The 22,697-nt window shown below is 44.1% G+C and carries 20 protein-coding genes; 16 read left to right on the top strand and 4 right to left on the bottom strand.

Annotation, left to right across the window (positions count from 1 at the left end; all coding sequences use genetic code 11):
* Nucleotides 1–45: 45 nt before the first annotated feature.
* The gene (locus VER99_RS21105) at nt 46–957 is read right to left on the bottom strand and encodes an AraC family transcriptional regulator (RefSeq protein ID WP_020335213.1); all 912 of its coding nucleotides are present in this window, start codon (nt 955–957) and stop codon (nt 46–48) included.
* 425 nt (nt 958–1,382) lie between these two features.
* Between VER99_RS21105 and VER99_RS21110 the strand changes: the two genes are divergently transcribed.
* The 7 genes from VER99_RS21110 to VER99_RS21140 all read left to right on the top strand — a co-directional run bounded on the left by VER99_RS21110 (nt 1,383) and on the right by VER99_RS21140 (nt 7,289).
* On the top strand, nt 1,383–2,012 hold the full coding sequence (locus VER99_RS21110; RefSeq protein WP_020335212.1) for a carboxymuconolactone decarboxylase family protein: 630 nt from the start codon (nt 1,383–1,385) through the stop codon (nt 2,010–2,012).
* 366 nt (nt 2,013–2,378) lie between these two features.
* Nucleotides 2,379–3,272: a DUF3737 family protein gene (locus VER99_RS21115; protein WP_020335211.1), complete on the top strand. Its 894-nt coding sequence runs from the start codon at nt 2,379–2,381 to the stop codon at nt 3,270–3,272.
* The gene (locus tag VER99_RS21120; RefSeq protein ID WP_020335210.1) at nt 3,272–4,438 is read left to right on the top strand and encodes a MalY/PatB family protein; all 1,167 of its coding nucleotides are present in this window, start codon (nt 3,272–3,274) and stop codon (nt 4,436–4,438) included. The genes VER99_RS21115 and VER99_RS21120 overlap by 1 nt, the downstream gene beginning before the upstream one ends.
* A 161-nt stretch (nt 4,439–4,599) precedes the next feature.
* On the top strand, nt 4,600–4,950 hold the full coding sequence (locus tag VER99_RS21125) for a cyclophilin-like fold protein (protein ID WP_024372887.1): 351 nt from the start codon (nt 4,600–4,602) through the stop codon (nt 4,948–4,950).
* 407 nt (nt 4,951–5,357) lie between these two features.
* Nucleotides 5,358–6,074, top strand: coding sequence for a carboxymuconolactone decarboxylase family protein (locus tag VER99_RS21130; RefSeq protein WP_020335208.1), 717 nt, complete (start codon nt 5,358–5,360; stop codon nt 6,072–6,074).
* A 14-nt stretch (nt 6,075–6,088) separates the two neighbouring features.
* Nucleotides 6,089–6,586 (top strand): (R)-mandelonitrile lyase, encoded by a 498-nt coding sequence (locus VER99_RS21135; protein ID WP_020335207.1) that lies wholly within the window; start codon nt 6,089–6,091, stop codon nt 6,584–6,586.
* Nucleotides 6,587–6,677: 91 nt separating this feature from the next.
* Nucleotides 6,678–7,289, top strand: coding sequence for an NAD(P)H-dependent oxidoreductase (locus VER99_RS21140; protein ID WP_020335206.1), 612 nt, complete (start codon nt 6,678–6,680; stop codon nt 7,287–7,289).
* A gap of 192 nt (nt 7,290–7,481) precedes the next feature.
* On the opposite strand, the gene VER99_RS21145 is transcribed toward VER99_RS21140, so the two are convergent.
* Complete coding sequence (locus VER99_RS21145; protein WP_020335205.1) at nt 7,482–8,423, bottom strand: sugar-binding transcriptional regulator; 942 nt, start codon at nt 8,421–8,423, stop codon at nt 7,482–7,484.
* A 234-nt stretch (nt 8,424–8,657) separates the two neighbouring features.
* On the opposite strand from VER99_RS21145, the gene dalD reads away from it, so the two are divergent.
* From dalD to hxpB, 4 genes are all read left to right on the top strand, one after another.
* On the top strand, nt 8,658–10,025 hold the full coding sequence (dalD, locus tag VER99_RS21150; RefSeq protein WP_020335204.1) for a D-arabinitol 4-dehydrogenase: 1,368 nt from the start codon (nt 8,658–8,660) through the stop codon (nt 10,023–10,025).
* A 9-nt stretch (nt 10,026–10,034) separates the two neighbouring features.
* Nucleotides 10,035–11,495, top strand: coding sequence for a xylulokinase (gene xylB, locus VER99_RS21155; RefSeq protein WP_020335203.1), 1,461 nt, complete (start codon nt 10,035–10,037; stop codon nt 11,493–11,495).
* Between the two features lie 115 nt (nt 11,496–11,610).
* Nucleotides 11,611–12,885, top strand: a complete 1,275-nt coding sequence (locus VER99_RS21160; protein ID WP_020335202.1) for an MFS transporter — start codon at nt 11,611–11,613, stop codon at nt 12,883–12,885.
* Between the two features lie 59 nt (nt 12,886–12,944).
* Complete coding sequence (gene hxpB, locus VER99_RS21165; protein WP_020335201.1) at nt 12,945–13,625, top strand: hexitol phosphatase HxpB; 681 nt, start codon at nt 12,945–12,947, stop codon at nt 13,623–13,625.
* Between the two features lie 107 nt (nt 13,626–13,732).
* On the opposite strand, the gene VER99_RS21170 is transcribed toward hxpB, so the two are convergent.
* Both VER99_RS21170 and VER99_RS21175 read right to left on the bottom strand, forming a co-directional pair.
* Nucleotides 13,733–15,454, bottom strand: a complete 1,722-nt coding sequence (locus VER99_RS21170) for a cobaltochelatase CobT-related protein (protein WP_020335200.1) — start codon at nt 15,452–15,454, stop codon at nt 13,733–13,735.
* Nucleotides 15,447–16,439 (bottom strand): AAA family ATPase, encoded by a 993-nt coding sequence (locus VER99_RS21175; RefSeq protein WP_020335199.1) that lies wholly within the window; start codon nt 16,437–16,439, stop codon nt 15,447–15,449. Before VER99_RS21175 ends, VER99_RS21170 begins: the two co-directional genes overlap by 8 nt.
* A gap of 268 nt (nt 16,440–16,707) precedes the next feature.
* Here VER99_RS21175 and xsc point away from each other — a divergent pair, with 268 nt between their 5' ends.
* From xsc to VER99_RS21200, 5 genes are all read left to right on the top strand, one after another.
* Nucleotides 16,708–18,519: a sulfoacetaldehyde acetyltransferase gene (gene xsc / locus VER99_RS21180; RefSeq protein ID WP_020335198.1), complete on the top strand. Its 1,812-nt coding sequence runs from the start codon at nt 16,708–16,710 to the stop codon at nt 18,517–18,519.
* Nucleotides 18,520–18,584: 65 nt separating this feature from the next.
* On the top strand, nt 18,585–19,619 hold the full coding sequence (locus tag VER99_RS21185) for a YeiH family protein (protein WP_020335197.1): 1,035 nt from the start codon (nt 18,585–18,587) through the stop codon (nt 19,617–19,619).
* Nucleotides 19,620–19,655: 36 nt separating this feature from the next.
* Nucleotides 19,656–20,459: an FRG domain-containing protein gene (locus tag VER99_RS21190; protein ID WP_020335196.1), complete on the top strand. Its 804-nt coding sequence runs from the start codon at nt 19,656–19,658 to the stop codon at nt 20,457–20,459.
* A gap of 266 nt (nt 20,460–20,725) precedes the next feature.
* Nucleotides 20,726–21,151, top strand: coding sequence for a nuclear transport factor 2 family protein (locus VER99_RS21195; protein ID WP_020335195.1), 426 nt, complete (start codon nt 20,726–20,728; stop codon nt 21,149–21,151).
* Nucleotides 21,152–21,200: 49 nt separating this feature from the next.
* A complete protein-coding gene (locus VER99_RS21200; RefSeq protein WP_020335194.1) occupies nt 21,201–22,652 on the top strand; it encodes an NAD(P)/FAD-dependent oxidoreductase in 1,452 nt (483 codons plus the stop codon).
* Nucleotides 22,653–22,697 lie beyond the last annotated feature (45 nt).

The raw sequence follows: 22,697 nt of genomic DNA on the forward strand, positions 1-22,697 counted from the left end.
TGCCCACTTTTTCATTATTTTATAACGGGTTGAGTAGAAGCAAATTTAAGAGATGTTGGCTTCTTTGAGCGCTTTAATGTCTTTCGAAGGTGGCAAACCAAACAAGCGACTGTATTCGCGGCTAAATTGGGAAGGGCTTTCATATCCAACTTTAAATGTTGTTGCCATTGCATCTAAGTTTTCTGTCAGCATCAATCGACGCGCTTCACTGAGTCGCAATTTCTTCTGGAACTGTAATGGCGTCATCGATGTCATTGAACGGAAATGCGTGTAAAAAGCAGATTTACTCATACCACTGTACGCTGCAAGGTCGCCTACGCTTAATGGTTTGACAAAGTTGTTCTTTAGCCAGTCAATGGCTTTGGCGATTTGGTGACTATGGCTACCTGTCGTCACGATTTGGTTTAATCGTGCGCCTTGCTCAGTCATTAATAATCGGTAAAAAATCTCTCGTTTGATTACCGGAGCCAAGATCTTAATGTTATCAGGCTCGTCTAGTAGAGTCATAAGGCGAATAAACGCATCTTGTAGCGAGCCTGACAGTTCTCCTACAGCAATACCTTTCTGTGCTTCCTTGTTGGTCTTAAAAGAAAACTCACTATCTACAATGAGTTGGGAAATCTCTTGTAAATCCAGTTCCATTATCAGTCCAAGGTAGGGTTCATCTTCGCTTGCTTTCATTATGTTGGCAGTGATAGGGAGATCAACTGACGAGATCAGGAAATGATTGGCATCATACGTGAAGCTATCATCACCCAGAAAAACACGCTTTTTTCCTTGAGCAATCAGACAGATGCTTGGGTTGTGAGTGTAGCTGGTTGGTGGTGTAGGCGTTGTCCAGCGACTTAATCTAAGTCCTGGGATTTCGGTATCAAATTGTGTGGCATCACCGGTCCATTTTTGGATTTTTTCAGCAAGGATTGATGCTGCTACGTTTGTGTTTTGTGAATCGTTCATTGCTACTCCACGGGCAACCAAAGGGTTGGACTACTTCTGTCTTCGACTATTTAGTTATAACAGCCATTTTCCTTATGTAAAGATTATTAGGCAATTTGCTATTGATAGTTCAATCACGATTTTTTCGATTGCTCTCTCGGCTTATCATGCACTTATTGTTCGTTGAGTTAGTATAAATATTTTATATAACAATCCATTACAGTTTATTTTCTTAGGGTTAAGTATTGGCTAAACTTCCTCTCTAGTTCTCTTGTCAATATTGGTGTTTGGATAATTAGGCAAGTATTGGCAATCATTAGGCTAACGGGTTTTTAAATATAGGCGTAGATTTAGACATGTTGTTACCGTCAACACAACCTGCTGTCTTGTTATCCAAAGGGTATCAGGACATTGATTCGCCTTTTGATTCAAACTTCGGAGGAACCATGCAAGAACACTTTTCTGGTAAAGAACAAGCCATCATTCCAATAGCAGCATTCACTGCAAGTGGTGAGCTTGAAAAGCTGAAGATGAGTTTGGTCGAAGGGTTGAATGCTGGCCTCACCATCAGCGAAACCAAAGAAATACTGGTACAGATGTACGCATACACTGGTTTTCCCAGAAGCCTCAACGCGCTTGGGGCATTTATGTCTGTTATAGAAGAGCGTAAGCAGCAAGGAATCTTTGATACAGAAGGCGAGCCTGCAAGCCCTCTACCAACAGACGTAAGCAGTTTAAGTTTTGGTACTAAAAACCAAACCCAGTTAGTTGGGCAAGTTGTCTCTGGCCCTTTGTTTGATTTTGCCCCCGAAATTGACCAGTACCTAAAAGCACATCTGTTTGGTGACATTTTCCAGCGTGATGTACTGACATGGAAAGAACGAGAGCTTGCGACGATAGCAGCCTTGGCAAATATGCAGGGTGTTAATGGCCAGCTTCAGGCACATTTTGGTATCAGTTTAAATAATGGTATCACGCCAGCCTTGTTGAAAACGTTTATTGGCGAACTAAAACAGCACTGTGGTGAGGATGTTGCATTAAATGCCGATCAAGTTCTGGATAATATTTTAGGCTAAAGGAAACGAGTAATATTTGCGACGTTTATATTTGGTAGCAAATATTATAATCCAGCATTGAAACACTCCCATTTTACAAATTGATGGGAGATTATCTTAGGAAAGATTGTCAGTGACGTAGTCATCACTTTTTAAAGTTTCGCGTAAGGTGTACTGATCCACTGCCTTTTTGTATTCTTTACCTTTTTATTCAGTTATTAGAGTGGCTGAGAGTATATATTTATTTTCTTTCGCTCTACATTAAATAATTTGACGAGTTTTATTAATGTGCCCGCTTGGTTTCCAAGCTATTTACTGTTCATTTATAAGTAAGCACTGGCAATGTTTGCCAACGTTAATTCCTTAATTTCTAAGTTCAGGTGTACCATGACACTATCGAAAACAATCCAAGACCAACTCTGTCAGCAAGAAAAATTATGCGACACCTTCTTTGAAGGTGAGAGACCATTATACGCTGAAGAAAATAAATATCTGCATAAAGTGCGATTTTACCCGGGCGAGTCAGCGTTAAAACATTCGCAAAATATCATGGTTAAACACTGTGAGTTTATGGGTAAATATCCCTTCTGGCATAGCAATGACATCTTGATTGAGCAGAGCCTGTTTACGGTATACGCACGAGCTGCTATCTGGTACTCAGAGAACCTGACGATGAATAACTGCGTGATCGAAGCGCCTAAAATGTTTCGCCGTGTCTCGAATCTTACTATCGAAAATACGAGATTCCCGAATGCGGGTGAAACCTTGTGGATGTGTGATAACGTCAATTTAAACAATGTTGAAATGCGCGGCGCCGACTATGTTTTTTTGAACTGTGAAAATGTAGAAATTGATGGCTTCAAGCTACAAGGAAACTACTCGTTCCAAGACGCTAAAAACGTCACTATTCGCAACGCGTATTTGGACTCTAAAGACGCATTTTGGGGCACAGAAAATGTTACGGTATACGACAGCGTCTTAGATGGTGAATATTTAGGTTGGCACTCAAAAAATTTACGTTTGGTTAATTGCACCATTCGAGGTGAGCAGCCGTTGTGTTACGCGCAAGATCTAATCATGGAAAATTGCGTTATGGAAGAGACGGATCTGTGTTTTGAATACGCGACATTGAACGCTGAAATTGTTTCCGACATCATCAGTATCAAGAATCCTTTATCTGGCTCTATTAAAGCACGCTCAATCGGAGAAATTATCTTTGATAAGAACTGCAAGAACCCGGGAGGATGCACAATTGAAACGGAATTTGAGGTGAGAACATAATGTCATCTTTCAACTTTGATCAAATTGTTGAACGGAAGGGATCTGGCAGTGTTAAGTGGGATAGCATGGGGAACAGCTCTATTCTTCCGATGTGGGTCGCGGATATGGATTTCCGCACTGCCGAACCTATTGTAAGTGCATTGAAACAACGTGTTGAGCATGGCGTATTTGGTTACACCAAAGTCCCTGACGCTTATTACGCCGCGGTTATAAACTGGTTCGGTAAAAGACATAACTTTCACGTCCAACGTGAGTGGATTCAGTACACGTCAGGCGTAGTTCCTGCGTTATCAGCTATCCTGAAAGCACTGACCAATCCGGGTGATGGCGCTATTGTTCAAACTCCCGCGTATAACTGTTTTTTCAGTTCGATTCGCAATATGGACTGCCACCTTGTTGAAAATCCGCTGGTGAATCGTGATGGTTATTACGAGATGGATTTTGACGATCTTGAACGAAAAGCTTCTCGATCTGATGTGAAGGTTCTGATTCTATGCAACCCCCACAATCCGGTTGGCCGTGCGTGGACACAAGAAGAGCTGACCAGATTGGGTGAGATCTGCTTTAGACATGGTGTCAAAGTGATTAGCGACGAAATCCATTGTGATCTTACGTTTCCGGGAGTTCAACATCAGCCTTTTGCTGCCTTGGGGGATGAGTTTCTTGCTAACACAGTGACGACAAATTCTCCGAGTAAGTCGTTCAATATCGCAGGGCTACAAATCGCCAATATCATCACTGCTGATAAACAGCTACGTGACAAAATCGATCGCGTATTAAATATTCATGAAGTTTGTGATGTGAATCCTTTTGGCGTATCAGCATTAATGGCGGCATACAACGAAAGTGAAGCTTGGCTATATGCTCTGAGAGAGTATCTACATCAGAACTATTTGGTTGTCGTTGAATTTATTAACCAGCACTTACCACGTTTGAGTGTCGTTCAGCAGGAAGCCACGTATTTGGCATGGATTGATTGTCGTCAGCTAGATTTGCCTTCCGCAGAAATCGGCGAAAAACTGATAACTGAAGGCGCTCTTATGCTCAATCAGGGCGCGGTTTACGGCACCCAAGGCGAGGGTTACATTCGTCTCAATATGGCTTGCCCGAGAGCGCAACTACTCGATGGGCTTCAGAGAATGGCACGCGTTTTAGGTAACCTCTAAAACTGTCACTTAACTAAAAGGGAATCACTACTATGTTGTTAAAGAAGTGGCACAAAACCATTTTATCCACGCTTACAGTGTTGCCCGCATTACTTATTAGCCAAATTTGTTTCGCTTCCGGCAACGTGACCGAGAGCGGAGTTATTACCGGGGAGAGTACAATGAAGATTCGTTTTGTATTTGATGATCGCACCGTCACTGCGACGTTAAATGATAGTCCGAGCACACAAGATTTTATCGCCCAACTACCATTAACTTTAGAGTTGGAAGATTACGCCAGTACTGAAAAAATAGCCTACCTACCATCGAAGTTAACCAAGGAAGGGGCGCCAGCTGGCGTGAGTTCCAAAGCGGGAGACATTTCTTACTACGCACCTTGGGGGAACTTAGTCGTGTTTTATAATAACTTTGGCTATGCATCTGGATTGATTAACCTCGGGAAAGTTGACGGCGATTTATCGCGCTTTACTTCTGGTGGTTCAATGAAAGTCACTATAGAGGTTATTGAATAATACATTGGATTTTGTAAATAAATGCCTGTTAATCAAAAAGATTAACAGGCATTTCTACGTTAATAAGCGGGCCGAGATAAAAATGAAATTACGCCTGATTATTACTATTTAATTAAATAGACGATGTTTACTTCTACATTTAAATGACTAGCTAGTACGAATAACGATTAATTGTTTATTGAGTAGTTTTTACATTTTAATAGTCAAGTAAATGGTCGCGTTATTATTGTTTCCAAATGTAACATCATGTTTTTATTTATATCTCAATTCTAGTGGAGTTTGCTTAATAGAAGATTAGGCAATAATTAAACTCTTCTAGGCAAAGTAGTATGCAAATTTTGCGATAACTTTATATTTAGAGAGTGCGATTGAAGACTCAAAAATGCAAAGGGAATAGGGAGACACAAATGTTTCATATAGGCAGATATTTCAGTAAATGGTCCATTTTTGTGGCGAGTTTGCTAGCGGTATTGACTATGAATACCGCAACGGCGGCAGAAGGTTTTGATACTAAAGAGAAGGCGATTATTCCGATCGCAGCGTTTGCCGCCAGTGGTGAAATCGAGAAGCTAAAAGTAAGCTTGAACGAAGGCTTGGACGCAGGTTTAACCATTAATGAAACCAAGGAAGTGCTGGGTCAGCTATACGCATATGCTGGTTTCCCTCGTAGCCTGAATGCATTGGCTGCATTTATGCAGGTTCTTGAAGAAAGAAAGAGCAATGGAATCGAAGACGTCGTTGGTCCAGAGTCATCGCCACTACCGACAGATAAAACCAGCCTTGAATTTGGTGCTGAAAACCAAACTAAACTCATCGGTGTTGAAGTAAAAGGGCCGTTATTTGATTTCTCTCCTCAAATTGATGAATACCTGAAATCTCATTTGTTTGGTGACATTTTTGCTCGTGATGTGCTGACTTGGAAACAACGTGAAGTCGCTACGATTGCGACTCTATCCAATATACCAGGTGTAAACAGCCAATTGGCAGCTCATTACAGCATTAGTATGAATAACGATGTAACCGTTGATGAGCTAAAAGAATTCATCACCATCATTGAAAAGCAAGTTGGTGAAGACGTGGCTAACAACGCACAACAAGTTCTGGACTCGGTCCTAAATAAATAACAGGGAATTCGATTATGAAAAATAAACTCATATTAACGTTACTGGCAGGGATGGTTTCATCGACGGCAATGGTTTCAACTACCAATGCTGCTGACGATGCGGCAGGCAGCCAGCAAGCGTATCGCGCACAAGATCTTAAATCCTTTAACGGACCGGAAGATTTGTTCACAGGAAATGTAAAAGTGGACATGCTATTCCCTGAAAATGACGTCGCGAATTACAGCGCTGCTTATGTGACATTCGAAAAAGGCGCTCGTACCGCGTGGCACATGCATCCTGCAGGCCAGCATATGATTGTCACTTCTGGTGTGGCACTTACTGGTACCCGAGATGGTAAAGTGATTCGCTTTAGCGAAAACGAGAGCGTTTGGTGCCCACCGGGTATTGATCACTGGCACGGCGCGACCCCAGATGCACCAATGACACACCTTGTTGTTACAGCATCGAAAGATGGCAAAAATGTTATCTGGAAAGAGAAAGTGACTGACGAGCAATACGTTGCTGGTCAATAAAATCTTGGCATCAATAAAATTAAGCTCAGCTCGCTGGGCTTAATTTTTTTTACAACAACTGTGGAAAGATAGAATTTTAGGAACAGCGCAAATGAAATGGAATAGCGTCATTAAGCAGGCTGGATTTTTTCTCGCCTTGCAAGTTCTGTGGCTTACATGCATCAATGTTGTGTCCGCTGCAGAGCAGGTTCATAAAACGGATATAAAAACGCTGGTTATTGTCTCACATCCCTATCCAGAAAGGTCAGTGATGACCAAGGGGATGCAGCAAGCGGCTGAAAGTGTTGAAGGAGTCACAGTCCGAAACCTAGAGACTATTTATGGTTTTGATACTCGCGCCATCGATGCACAAAAGGAGCGTGAGCTAACGAGAGAACAAGATCGCATTGTATTTATGTTTCCAACCCATTGGTTCAATATTACTCCGATGATGAAAGCTTACATGAATGATGTTTGGGGGAGTGTAGGACCTGGATTATGGCAGGGAAAAGAAATGCTGTTGGTGACGACTGCGGCTGGTGGAGCAAGTACCTACGGGGAATCGGGCAGAATAGGCGTTAAACTAGAAGATGTGTTCTTACCAATGAAAGCGAGTGCGCTACATGCAGGCATGACTTACCTAACGCCATCAGCATTTCAATCCGTCTCTCGTTCGAAATTACCTGAATATCAACAAGCGTTGATAGAAAGGCTAACACACTAATTTGGCTAAACGTTTCTACCGTATTAATTAAACACATTAACTTCTCGTGTTTCTAATGAGAAAACGTTGTTGTCTTGATGCAGACTTTCAATTGAGCCGCAAATTGATAGCGTTATGCGGACAATTGAAAGTCTGGTTTAACGGGGCGCGGGCGACACCTGAAGAGATCTACGGCTTAAACTGAAAATTCGCTTATTGCGTTAATAACCATCTCGCTGTTGCTTCGTCGGTAACTAAACCATTCACCCAGTGTCCTCTCAGTGCGGCGAGAATCGCCGGACGTTTATCTTCCCCACAAGCCGCGCCAATTCGAGGGCAATCATTGTTACGTATATCGTAACTGGTGATGAAAGTGTTGATGGCGCAGTCGATCACCTCACCCTCAGCATTGATAAAACGACCAAGTATTTCGCCTACCGCTCCTTGCTGATTGAGCTCATCTGCCTTATCTGCAGAGATGAAACCGTCTTTGATAATTGGGCTGGCTTTACTCAATGAACCGATACCGAGGAAAATCACATTCGCACTGTCGGCAACGCTGGATACTTCTTTGAATACACGCATACTTGCCCAAGTTTTGAATTCGTCGGTAGAGGTCGCGTAACGTGGGGCGGGCAATTGGAAGTAATTTGCCTGAATTTTTCGCGCCAGAATCAGTGGCACATCATCATAGTAATTACACTGGCCATCTATGCCCATAGCACTTATTAATGCGACACATTTACTGTTTGGTGCTTCAAAATCAATTCGGTTAATGGCTTTTTTAAGTGTCAGACCAGAGCCAATACCAATGATCTGATTCTGCTGGTCTTTCATGTATTTCGACATGAGCTGGAAGCAGCCAAAAGATACGTTATCAAGCGTCTCATCATCGCTGATGGTTGGCACGATATTACACTCTACCAATTGATACTTCTCTTTAAGCAGTTCTGCGTAGTCCAAACAAGTGGAGATCGGATGGTGAAGTCCGACAGACACAATCCCTTCTTCTTTCGCTGCTGCTATCAGGCGCTGGACAACTGGACGTGATAAGCCAAGTTCAGATGCTATATCGCGCTGGTTTCGACCAGAGATGTAGTACATCCAGGCTGCGCGAACCATCTGATCGGTTTTAAAACTATCGTCTCTAGCCACGTTTTATCCTTATTATTCAGCTTATTGCGTTTCTTTTGATGACAATATTTAGTTCGTCATCGTATCTAGAACATCTATCTTCTCTCTAACTTCGCGTGAGTGCAATAGCAATCAATTACTCACAAATGAACAAAAAACCAATTATCGGTCTTTTGTTCATTTGTGATCCATCGCTCTTTATTTGGTAATTTGATCAATTAGAGTTAAGCCATCAAACAAAAACGAGGAAATATAATGAAAAACCAATATACGTGGCTTCACATCGGTCTGGGTTCATTTCACCGTGCGCACCAAGCCTGGTACCTGCACAAATTGCTAGAAACGGGTGACCAAAGCTGGCATATCGCGGCAGGTAACATTCGCAATGATGCAGAATCAACCGTTGAAACTCTCCGTGCGCAGAATGGTGAGTATGTGTTAGAGACGGTCAGTCCAGCAGGGGAGCGTGAATATGAGGTGATCAAATCTATTCAGACGTTGCTCCCGTGGCAGGAAGATTTGGCGCCGCTGATTGAAGAAGGTGCAAAAGCGCAGACAAAAGTGATCGCCTTTACGGTCACAGAAGGCGGGTACTACTTAAGAACCGATCACTCACTGGATGTTGATAACGCAGTCCTAAAAGCTGATCTGAGCGGTGGCCACCAAACAATTTACGGCACGGTGACGAAAATCCTTGAGCGCCGTATGGCGGATAGTGCTGGACCAGTGACACTGCTGAACTGTGACAACGTGCGTCACAATGGTGAGCGATTCCGAGATGGTCTAATGGAGTTCCTGACTCTGACTGGTAAGGCTGACGTGTTGCAATGGGTGAAGGAAAATACGACAAGTCCTAACACCATGGTGGATCGTATTACACCTCGTCCCGCTGAAGACCTGCCATATCGGATTAAAGCACAAACAGGTATTGAAGATAACGCGCCAGTGATGGGTGAAACTTTCATTCAGTGGGTAATTGAAGACAGTTTCAAAGACGTTCGACCTGCACTGGAAAATGTAGGCGTGGAAATGGTGGAGTCGGTTATTCCTTACGAAGAGGCGAAAATCCGAATCTTGAATGCTTCGCACAGCTGTATCGCTTGGGCCGGAACATTAGTTGGCCAGTCATTTATTCACGAAAGTACTTTGACGGATTTTATCTACAAGATTGCGCACGATTACGTCAGTCAGGATGTGATTCCTTGCCTTGGTGACAATGGTATCGATCTGCCGACCTATCTTGAGGTGGTGTTAGAGCGCTTTACCAACCCATACATTAAAGACACCAACCAGCGTGTCGCTGCGGATGGGTTTTCTAAAATCCCGGCCATGATTACGCCGACGATGATTGAATGCTATCAGCGAGGTGTTACACCAGATGCGACTGCGATGCTGCCTGCGCTGTTCTTTGTCTTTATGCACCAGTGGCACAAAGGTTTACTGCCTTATGAGTATCAGGATGGGATTCTTGATGAAAATGCCGTGCACAGCATGTTTGATTCTGAAGACCCAATCGCCGCTTACGCGCAAGATGTCGCTTTGTTTGGTGAACTAGCTAGTCGCGCGGATTTTGAAACATTGCTGCGAGAAAAAGTTGCAGCAGCTTACTCAATGATTCAATAAGGAATGGGCATGTATCTAGGTATAGATCTCGGCACCTCAGAAGTGAAAGCGTTGGTGATTGATGAACACGGTGAAACGGTCGCTTCACACAGCGCACCACTGACGATTCAACGCCCGCATCTTCATTGGTCGGAACAGGCACCGCAAGAGTGGTGGGAAGCAACGAACTATTTGATCGGGGCGCTGCGTGAGAAATGCACTGAGCATTGGGGAGCAATTAAAGCCATTGGTTTGTCTGGACAGATGCATGGCGCAGTGCTTCTGGATGAGGCCAATGATGTGATTCGTCCAGCTATTTTGTGGAACGACACACGTTGTCACGAAGAGTGCACCGAACTTGAAGCGGCTGCTCCGGATCTGCATGAAATTGCTGGTAACCTTGCGATGCCAGGATTTACGGCTCCCAAGTTAATTTGGGTTCGCAAGCATGAACCTGAAAACTTTTCCCGCATTAGCACAGTGCTGCTGCCGAAAGATTATCTTCGCTTCAAAATGACGGGCAAAAAAGTTTCCGACATGTCGGATTCTGCAGGCACGTTATGGTTGGATGTCGCTAAGCGTGACTGGTCAGATTCTCTGCTCGACAAATGCCAGCTAACGCGGGAACAAATGCCTGAACTGGTCGAGGGCTGTGAAGTATCGGCTTCTTTATCCGCTGAAATGGCCCACAAATGGGGACTAAGTCCATCTGTCATCGTCGCTGGTGGCGGTGGTGATAATGCCGTAAGCGCAATCGGTGTTGGTGCGGTCAATCCGGGTGATGCGTTTATATCCCTTGGCACTTCTGGCGTACTGTTTGTGGTCAACGAGAAATATCGCCCCGCACCTGAGTCTGCCGTACACGCCTTCTGTCATGTTTTGCCACAACGATGGCATCAGATGAGTGTCATGCTAAGTGCTGCCAGCTGCCTTCAATGGTTCTGCCGCATAGTAGGCACAACGGAAGTGGAGTTGCTGGCTGAAATTGAGCAGCTTAGTGAAGAAGAGAAAGCAAAAGCGCCAATTTTCTTACCGTATCTGTCTGGTGAGCGTACGCCACATAACGATCCGGAAGCGACGGGTATGTTCCACAGTATGACCCATTCCACCAATCGCGCCTTACTTGGCTATGCGGTGATCGAAGGGGTGAGCTTTGGTATTGCTGATGGTTTGCGAGTGTTGCAAGAAAGCGGTACGCACATCGAACAGTGCTCATTGGTTGGTGGTGGTGCACGTAGCTCGTTCTGGGCGCAGTTACTTGCAGATATTCTTCACTTGCCAACGATTACTCACAAAGGTGGTGAAACGGGTGGGGCGTTGGGGGCGGCTCGACTTGCTTGCCTGGCGTCAGGAAAATCGGTGGATGAAGTATGTAAGAAGCCGGAAATTCATCGCGTTTATCAACCGAATGTCGAGCGTGAAGCAGGACTGTCTGAGCGTTATTCACGTTTTCGCTCTCTTTACCAAAACGACTTGGTCCTTCGGTCGTAACACTGGCCGTTAAGAGTCACCTTAGAAAGAACATCACAACTAAAAATGGACTACGCCCCCATAAAAGAAAAAGGAGGGGGCGTGGGATTCCTTTACCCTACGAAACGAGGAATATATGGAAAACGTAAGCAAACAGTGGCTTGGATTGCCGCTCAATCTGATATGGGGATACGTCGCTATCGCAATCTTTATGACTGGTGATGGCTTTGAACTGGCGTTTCTGTCGCACTACATTACCGAGCTTGGCTTTAGTCCGGCTCAGTCATCTTTTGCATTTACACTTTACGGTCTGGCTGCGGCGTTGGCCGCTTGGGTATCCGGTGTGGTAGCGGAAATCATTACTCCACAGAAAACGATGAAAATTGGTTTTCTACTCTGGTGTGTATTCCACGTACTGTTCTTAACCCTTGGGTTGAGCCAGTCAAACTACGGACTCATTTTACTGTTTTACGGCATTCGTGGCCTTGCTTACCCACTGTTCCTTTACTCATTTATTGTGGTGATTGTACATAACGTTCGCAGTGATGGCGTAAGCTCCGCACTCGGCTGGTTCTGGACGGTATATTCCATCGGTATTGGTGTTGCGGGTAGCTACATTCCTAGCTTTACTATTCCTTGGATTGGCGAGTTTGGTACCTTGTGGTTATCGCTGGCATTTTGTGCCGCGGGTGGTCTAATCGCCATGGTCGCTCTGCGTAATGTTAAAACGCCGACGCACATGCATAACCTGACTAACAAGCAGAAACTGACCGAATTAAGCCGAGCAGTAACGCTTCTTTACACCAACAAAAACATACTTTTCTCAAGCTTTGTGCGCATTATCAACACGCTGTCGCTTTTCGGTTTTGCGGTCATCATGCCGATGATGTTTGTCGATGATCTTGGCTTTACTACGTCTGAGTGGCTTCAGGTTTGGGCAGTGTTCTTCTTTACTACCATCTTTTCTAACGTTTTCTGGGGAATCTTGGGCGAAAAACTGGGCTGGATGAAAGTAGTACGTTGGTTCGGTTGTGTGGGAATGGCACTATCTAGCCTAGCGTTCTATTACATTCCTCAGCATTTCGGTAATAACTTTTACATGGCATTGATCCCGGCTATTTCTCTGGGGATCTTTGTAGCAGCCTTTGTACCAATGGCGGCAGTGTTTCCTGCATTGGAACCAAACCACAAAGGCGCGGCGATTTCGGTTTATAACTTATCAGCCGGATTGTCTAACTTCCTTGCGCCAGCCATTGCGGTGGTATTACTACCGTACTTCAGCACAATCGGTGTGGTCATTGCCTACACTGTGTTGTACGTGCTGGCCTTCTTCTTTACTTACTTAATTAATGTTGAACAACCAGGGTTTGAAACGACATTTGTAGAGTCAGATAAAGTGTCTGTCGTTTAAAAGACTTAGGGTATGGCAACGGTTTTGGTTGTCATACCTTTTCTAATTTTGAGGTAAGCATGAATATAAAAGCGGTTATTTTTGATATGGATGGTGTACTCATTGATTCTGAGCCTCTGTGGCAAGAGGCGCAGATGGAATCACTCGACAGTTTTGGTGTGTGTATTACACGTGACGACTGCGAAAAAATGACAATGGGGAAACGTGTTGATGAAATAGCGCAAATTTGGTGTGAGGCATATTCATTGACCGTTCAAACGAAAGAGCTGGAAGCGATGATCCTTTCGAAGTTGTGTCATCGTATTTCTACTTTGGGTGAGGCGATGACCGGCGTTTACGAGGCATTAGACTACTTTGCCAACCAAGGTTTAAAGATCGCATTGGCAACATCTTCTAACCATGTAGTCATTAACGCAGTCTTCGATCGCCTTCAGTTGTTGGACAAGTTCAGTGTTGTCTGCAGCGCTGAAGATGAAGAATATGGTAAACCCCATCCAGATGTTTATTTAACCGCTGCCCGTAAACTCCAAATCGGTGTTGCAGAATGTTTAGTTATTGAAGATAGCTTTACAGGCCTGACGGCGGCCAAAAGAGCGAACATGACGACTTACTTAGTTTCGCCAAATTATGAACAACGTAAGTTTTCTATCGCAGATGGATGTTATGCCGATTTGGAATCCGTGATACAAAACCACGATAAGTTCGTGTCTAAATTGCACCTTTCAGTCGCTGCCAATTAAAATTGCAGAAACGAAAAAGGCCGTTAAATTCTTAGCGGCCTTTTTGCTGAAGTGCCGACTAGACCGAGCAGTTCAATTGGCTTAAACAGGGTTGAACGGTACCAGCTCTACTTCCTTAGTACCCCAAACACCTCTCGACACAAACTAAACAGACAGCTTTCCTTTACATCCAAAATAATGTTGTTTCGATAGTAGGGACTTAGGTCGACGCCCATGCCGACACCGTAGATTTCTATTTTATTGCGGTTTGCTTCGCGCTCGATGACCTGCTTTAAATGATTATCGAGATAAAATTGGTCGTTGGCTGTGCTAGTGGCAGTGTCCATGGGACAACCATCGGAGAATACGATAAGTATCTTTCGCTGCGCACCTTGTGCAGTTAGACGTTGAGCGGCAAACTGTACGGCTTCTCCGTCAATTCCTTCTTTGAATATGTCGGCTTTTCGTAAGCTGGCGATGCCGAGTCGAGCTCGTCGCCAATGAGTATCGAAGTCTTTGAATATAATATGTCGAAGTTCGTTTAAGCGACCAGGGTGTTTTGGTTGTCCTTGTTGTAGCCATTGTCGATAAACTTTCCCGCCGTTCCAATTTCCGGTTGTGAAGCCAAGGATTTCAAAAGGAACTTCGGTTAGACCTACGGATTTAAGCAGTGTGTCCATCAACAAGCTCATTTTATGACTGTGCTTTTGCATGGAGCCAGAGCAGTCCATCAAAAATGTAATGGCGCATTGATGGGATGCACCGAGTTCTGGTTGTGAGAATATGGTGCGTTCAAGCGGAGAAGTAACCAGTTTGGTTATGGTGTTCGCATTAACGATTCCTTCTTCCAGATGATCTTGGCGTTTGTTTCGCTGCGGGGTTTGGACAATGCTAGACAGTATTGCTGCTAAACGACGAGTGTTAACCTGTCTTGCCATCATGTCGTCAGTAAGCTTTTGTCGTAGCTCAAGCAATAACGCTTGTCTAACCACTGTTTCAGCACCAACCTCTCGGTCAAACTCTCGACTAAAAACTTGATATTTAGACCCAGCGAGTTGGAAAGCTTTACTGCTACCAGTGATATCCGCGTCGTATTCTTGGTCTTCGATATCCCCGTCTACAATTAGCGCCAGTTGGGCAAGGATTTTAATGTCTTCTTCAACGGCAGGAATGGTTTGATTGTTTGGTTCTTCTTGTTCTTGATCGATAAGTTCGCTGACGAGAGTCGCAAGTTGGTTGGCATAAGTGGCGAACAAACGCTGATCTAATCGATGTCTTTTTAGTTGTACCAGACAAGTGCCTATGATCGGTACTATTCCAGCTCGAGTGGATTCGATAGCCTCGGCGATAGGTTCCGAAACAGGTATCCCTGTTAAACGCGAATGGATGATCTGCATAAGCGTAAAAAGAAGCATACCAAGACGAGACTCAGTAAAGCCATTCTGATGATACTGTTCACTCCAATAACAAAAGTTGAATCGAGTGCTAACTTGAATACCTGCTAAGTAATGCGGGACTTGTGACTCGATTCGGACTTGCTCGCAAAAATCAAACAATAGACGTTCAACTTCGCCACTGGGGCGTTGCGAGTAATGAAGCTCTGCGTCTGACACCAAAAGGCGCAACGCTGAAGAATCGATCTTACCTTGCATAGCCATTTTGCTCTTAGTTAACTCATGGCGAGAAACAAAAGTGAGGTCATTGGTGTGGGCTGAGAGAAAGTAGTAAGGCTGATCGCCTCTATATAAACGCTCACCCCTATAGTTAAGTGTGAGATTCCCACTGATCGCTCTGGCAACGGAGACACTAAGATCGAGGATCTTTTTCTGTTGAGACGACACATTAGCCATGGCTAAGTTGCTCCATACCAGAGCTAACTGATGGATTGGCAATCAAAGTTTCACCAAAGCAGCGGAAGTAGTATTCGCAAACAAGCTGTTTTTCTTCTTCTTCACATCGATTTAGAAATGACAGCCTAAACGCGGTTGCGACGTCGTTAAAGATACGAATGTTCTCGGCCCATGTCAGTACCGTCCTGGGAGACATTACTGTAGATAAATCGCCCGCCATAAAACCGTTTCTAGTCATTCCGGCTGTTGCGATCATTTGCTCAACTAGCCGCAAACCTTGTTCATTATTGAGTTCTGGATTCTTGGATAACACGATATTGGCTTCGTGTTTAGGGTCAAGGTAGTTCAGAGTAGCGATGATATTCCATCTATCCAACTGACTGTGATTGAGCACTTGTGTACCTGAATACAGACCAGAAAAATTGCCGAGACCGAGCGTGTTACATGTGGCGAACAATCGAAAATATGGGTGCGGGGTAATGACGCGGTTTTGCTCCAATGAGGTGTATTTGCCATCTTGCTCAAGCAATTGCTGAATAACGAACATCACATCTGGTCGCCCTGCATCGTATTCATCCAATACCAGTGCGATAGGTTGTTGGATACTTTGTGGAAGGATGCCTTCTTTAAACTCGGTGATTTGCATGCCGTCTTTTATAACGATGCTGTCTTTCCCGATGAAATCGAGTCTGCTCAAATGTCCATCAAGGTTTATTCTCAGGCAGGGCCAGTTCAGTCGAGCTGCGACTTGTTCTATGTGAGAAGACTTACCGGTTCCGTGAGTGCCTTGAATGAGAGTGCGACGATTTGATGAGAAGCCCGCAAGGATGGCTAGCGTCACTTCAGGGTCAAAACAGTAATTTGGATCGATTTGCGGAACATACTCGCCACCGTGCTTAAATGCCGATACTGTTAAATCACTGTCTATACCAAAACATTCTCTGACGCTTACTTGTCTCGTCGGTATCAATTCCGTTTCTTTCATTGCTCATTCCCTCTATATATCTTGCGAACTACCTGCAACTGTTGGTGATGTTCGTCGATTATGAACAGCTAAATCTAAGTTAACGACACTATTTGTACAAAATATTGTTAACAATGTGATCTAGTTTTGTTAATTGGAATAAATCATTCCAATTATAGATAAATCGTTGACGCGCAAAAATTCTCCTACTAAGGTGAATGTGAATGCAAAAAAGAGACAATTCATTCCGAAAAATGAAATTTTAGTTCAACTCAAGGAGAAGGGAAGGATGAGCGAGCAAGAAAAACGCACGGTTGTTTCCGGCAATACAACGATGACACCATCAGAAGCGTTTGTTGAAACTATGGTCGCCAATGATGTGACAGATATGTTCGGCATCATGGGATCAGCATTTATGGATGCAATGGACATATTTGCTCCTGCTGGCATTCGATTAATTCCAGTGGTGCACGAGCAGGGGGCTGCTCACATGGCGGATGGTTACTCACGTGTATCAGGTCGTCACGGTGTGGTTATCGGTCAAAATGGTCCTGGTATCAGTAACTGTGTTACTGCGATTGCAGCTGCTTATTGGGCACACAGCCCAGTGGTTATTGTCACGCCAGAAACAGGTACAAAAACAATGGGATTGGGTGGTTTCCAAGAATGTAACCAACTTCCTATGTTCCAAGAGTTCACTAAATACCAAGGTCACGTGACGCACCCAGAGCGTATGGCGGAATACACCGGTCGCTGTTTTGACCGCGCTATGAGTGAAATGGGACCGACTCAGTTGAATATTCCACGTGACTATTTCTACGGTGAAATCAAAACGGAAATTCCAAAACCAGCTCGACTAGACAGAGGTCCAGGTGGCGAAAAGTCACTCAATGAAGCTGCGGATCTGATTGCCGAAGCGAAATTCCCAGTCATCATTTCTGGTGGTGGGGTGGTCATGGCCGATGCTGTTGAAGAATGTGCGGCATTAGCAGAAAGACTGGGTGCACCAGTTGTGAATAGTTATCTGCACAATGATTCATTCCCGGCAAGCCACCCATTGTGGTGTGGTCCACTTGGCTATCAGGGCTCTAAAGCAGCGATGAAGTTGATTGCCCAAGCGGATGTGGTTATTGCATTGGGTACACGTCTTGGTCCATTTGGTACTTTACCTCAACACGGTATGGACTACTGGCCAAAGAACGCGAAAATCATCCAAATTGATGCCGACAATAAGATGCTTGGTCTGGTTAAGAAAATTTCTGTCGGTATTTGTGGTGATGCTAAAGCTGCTGCAGTTGCACTAAAAGAACGACTAGAAGGTCGTGAACTACTTTGTGATGAAAACAAAGCGTCTCGCCAAGACACAGTCGCAACGGAAAAGGCACTGTGGGAAAAAGAGCTGGATGAATGGACACATGAACGTGACCCATTCAGTTTGGATATGATCGAAGAAAACGCGCAAGAAACGCCGTTCTCTGGTGGTGAATATCTGCACCCACGCCAAGTGCTTCGTGAGCTCGAAAAAGCTATGCCGGAAGATGTAATGGTGTCTACTGACATCGGCAACATTAACTCTGTTGCTAATAGCTATCTACGTTTCGAAAAACCACGCAGCTTCTTTGCCGCAATGAGTTTTGGTAACTGTGGTTATGCCTTCCCAACCATCATTGGTGCAAAAGTTGCGGCGCCGCATCGTCCTGCTATTTCTTATGCAGGTGACGGTGCGTGGGGCATGAGTCTAATGGAAACGATGACATGTGTTCGTCACAACATTCCTGTAACTGCGGTGGTATTCCACAACCGTCAATGGGGCGCTGAGAAGAAAAACCAAGTGGACTTCTACAACCGTCGTTTCGTGGCCGGTGAGCTAGACAACCAAAGCTTCGCTGAAATCGCGAGAGCAATGGGTGCTGAAGGTATCACGGTTGATAAGCTGGAAGATGTAGGTCCAACACTTCAAAAAGCCATCGACATGCAGATGAATGAGGGCAAAACAACAGTCATCGAAATCATGTGTACACAGGAGCTGGGCGACCCGTTCCGTCGCGACGCACTGTCGAAACCTGTTCGCTTCCTAGATAAATACAAAGACTACGTATAGGTCTCGGGGAGTATGTCCGGCCATTATATGGCCGGGCATTTTGAACACACGGAAAGGTGGAAGCGATGATTTCTAAAACCATGAAAATGCCCAGAACGCTATATGGAGAAGCGACGGGCATCGCACCGGGATTATTACTCAGTATTGTAATAGCCGCAGCGGCAACGTTTGTCTCTGATCACTACGGCGGTCCTAAGTTTCTTTATGCACTATTACTGGGTATTTCTCTGCATTTTCTCTCTGACCATGAAAAATGTGGTGCCGGTATTGAGTTTGCGGCTAAGAAGTTGGTTCGAATTGGTGTTGCCTTGTTAGGTGTGCGCATTGCCTTTAGTGATGTCAGTACCATAGGTCTTGATGGCGTGGGCATTCTAGCTGGTGCTGTAGTGCTGACGATTATGTTCAGCCTTTTGTTCGCAAAGCTACTTAAGGTGTCTGGTACATTTGGGTTACTGGCAGGCGGCGCAACAGGGATTTGCGGCATCTCCGCGGCGATGGCGATTTCATCTACGATTCCACAGAGCAAAGAGAACGAGCAATACACATTAATGACGGCGATTGGTGTTGCTGCATTTTCAACGATTGCCATGGTTCTTTATCCATTTGTCGTTACTTCACTACAGTTATCACCGAGTGAAGCGGGTATGTTTTTGGGTGGCTCCATTCATGATGTGGCTCAGGTGGTCGGTGCGGGCTTTATGTTGTCTACCGAGATCGGGGATGCTTCAACATTAGCGAAAATGTTTCGAGTCGCGATGCTGATGCCAGTGATACTGTTAATTGCATTGTCATTTCGTGCGCAGAGAAAGAATGATGGTCAAGAATCGCATATTAACGCCCCAATAATACCGTTCTTCCTGATGATGTTTATTGCACTGATTGTAATCAATAGCTTTAACCTGGTACCTCCTACAGTGTCAGAAGGAATGTCAGAGATATCTAAGTGGTGTTTAGTTATTTCTATTGCCGCTCTAGGCGTAAAAACATCATTTGAGAAGCTTTTCTCTCTAGGATGGAAACCAATTATATTGCTTTTATTGAATGCAATATTTATCGCAGTATATATGTTGACGGTTATTTATATTCAGAGAATAGTTTAATTATTACTTTGTTTTTCGATGGTAAGAGTATTCATTATGAACGGTAAATATTATATCAGTACGCTCGAAGAATTATATGAAATAGTAAATGTATTTTCTGAGTCCAAAAGCAATAACACATTAATATATCGAGCGGAAGAATATAAAGTCGGTGCACTAATTCCAAGTTTAGGCAAAGTAAATAGCAATAACCTTAGAAGAGTAGAACAAGAACTTCTTTCCACAATGAAAGTTTACGGAGTACCGATGCTGGGTTCCCGTGCTGTTAATGAATGGCTATTAATGTGTTTGTCCGAACAACAAGGGTTTCCTACACGACTACTAGAGTGGACTGAGAGTCTTTTTAACGCAATATGGTCTGTCTGTAACAGTTCGACCAAGGATTGCATCAATATCATAAAGGTTCGGGGGCGTCATAAGGCTAGTTTTATAAGTTCGCCCCATCATATTGAAAGTACTAAGGTATTTAAAGCTGTCGACTGCGATTTTCAGGAGAAACAAAAGGATAAATGGTATTCAATTCATCCATTTATAAACGAAAGAAATAGCTGTATACATTCTCTTCATGATGAGCAAGAGTATGTGAAAGATCTAATATCTATTAATGTTTTACCCTCAGTGAAAAATAACTTATTAAAGGAGCTGATATCTATGAGTGAATTAAATAAGACAACATCGAATGTTGAAGGAAAAATGACGAGTATAGATTTTGAATCTAGTTCGGAAAATGATCTAGATAGTCAAAGTGGCGAAATTAAAGACGACTTTGAAGTCAATTTTCATGATAGGAAACTAGAACAATATGGGCGTAAGTATAATCAAGACTTTGATTTCGACTAACAACAAATTAACGTAGAAAATAAACAAGCGTTTGAATAATCAGTCGATGAAAAACGATTTTAAAACTTACTAGGTCAAAAATTAAATTATAAAAAAATTAAATCTGTGAGCTTAGAGTTTGTACATACCACAACTGAAAGTTAGAGTGGAGGTATGTTATAAATTTGTTAATTATTCGTAATTATAGTTTAAATGCTCTAATAAAACGGCAGTGTAGAACTGCTCTGTATTAACCCAATAACGAAAAAATAAAAGGACTTTGGAAGATGAATATGCAAACAAACACAGCAACATTATTACAGGAAAACCAAGTCGACACGACATTTTTACAGTCCTTTAGCGATGCCTGGAATAACCACGACATTGACGCATTAATGTCATTTATGACTGATGATTGTGTGTTTCAGACCGTCGCAGGAGATGGTTTGCTTGGAAACACCATTGAAGGGTACGAAGCCGTTCGTAATAGCTTCGAACTGGTTTGGCAGAATTTCCCAGATGCGACTTGGAGCGACCCTGTGCACTTTGTTTGTGGCGATCGTGCAGTAACGGAATCAACCTTCTCTGCTACCAACCCTGACGGTACGGTGATCGAAGCTCGTATGGTGGATGTTTTTACTCTGCGTGATGGAAAAATCAGTGTTAAGAATGCCTTTAGAAAAGCTCGACCAGTTATCACTCCAAATAAGTAAACATGGCAACCACTATTCGTTCAGGGGTTATGACTAGGAGAGTCGAATTATGAGTTTAGTAATGGAAGAACCAGCAGTCGATGCTGTAGAAACTAATGCGAAAAGCACCCAAGCGAAAGATAAATACGATCCTAAATATGATCCGCTAAAGGATAAAACGCCGGGTCATGGCAAAGAATACGCCCCAACTTACTGGGTAGATACAGCGGGTGCTCCACCGGAAGACGATGGCCCAATCACATCGGATATGGATGTCGATGTTGCGATTATTGGATCTGGGTTTACAGGCTTAAGTACTGCAATTCACCTTGCGGAAATGTATGGGATTAAAGCAACAGTTATCGAGGCGAATCGCTTGAGTTGGGGGTGTAGCACCCGTAATGGCGGTCAGGCTCAATGTGCGTCAGGACGACTAAAGCGTTCTCAGTGGATTGAACGTTGGGGCCTTGAAACGGCTTTGAAAATGCACCGCGAGTGTGTGGATGGCATGAACACATTCAAGGAACTGATCAAGGATATCGACTGTGACCCACAACCCGGTGGTCACCTGTATGTGGCCCATCGTCCCAAGATGATGCCGGGATTAGAGAAAGAAGCGAAATTGCTTCGCGAAACCTTCAACTACGATGCGCAAATTCTAGATGCTGACACGGTAAAACGAGACTATGTCGGCGACCAAGAAGCGGCAGGTGCAATGCACGAACCAGAAGGTATTGGCATTCATGCAGGTAAGTTGGCTTTTGGCTACTTGAGAAAAGCGCGCGCGTTGGGTGTTAAGGTCCATCCAGCTAGCCCTGTTATGGGGTGGGAAACTCGCGGTGGCGTACACTACCTCAAAACACCTGGTGGTGTGGTAAAGGCTCGCTCGGTGGGGGTTTGTACTGGCGGTTATACCAGTCAGGGTCTGCACTCGGAGTTAAAAAACCGTTTGCTCCCAGTCTTATCAAACTCAATGGTAACGCGTCCTTTAACTCAAGACGAAATTGCCGCGTGTAACTTCAAAACCAATCAGGTGATTACGGATACTCGCGTACTTCGTCATTACTATCGTTTACTTCCAGACAATCGAGTTCAGATTGGAACTCGTAGTGCGATTACCGGTAAGAATGCGCCAGAGAAGAAATACGAGGACATGTTACGTTCAGACCTTACGCGAAAATTCCCAGCATTAGACCAAATCCAAATTGATTACTCATGGTGGGGGTGGGTGGACGTAAGCCACGACATGATGCCAAGAATCTATCAACCGAATCCATCACAATCCATCTTCTACGCCTTGGGTTATGGCGGTAATGGTGTGATGTATTCAGCGCAAGCCGGTAAACGTCTGGCTCAGTGGATTGGAGGAGAGGGACACAAGCTCGACTTACCAATATTCGAATCAAAACTTCCGTTTCCAAACGTGAGGGAAGTGGTGGAATCGGAGATGTTTGCACCATTTAGGCGAGTTGGACAGCGATTCCTTTACCAGTGGTACTCACTAAAGGATGAAGTGCTGTAACACTCAAAGCCTATCTCCAAAATAGGGAAATGACGACGACCAGGA

The sequence above is a fragment of the Vibrio natriegens NBRC 15636 = ATCC 14048 = DSM 759 genome, assembly GCF_035621455.1.
GTDB lineage: Bacteria > Pseudomonadota > Gammaproteobacteria > Enterobacterales > Vibrionaceae > Vibrio > Vibrio natriegens.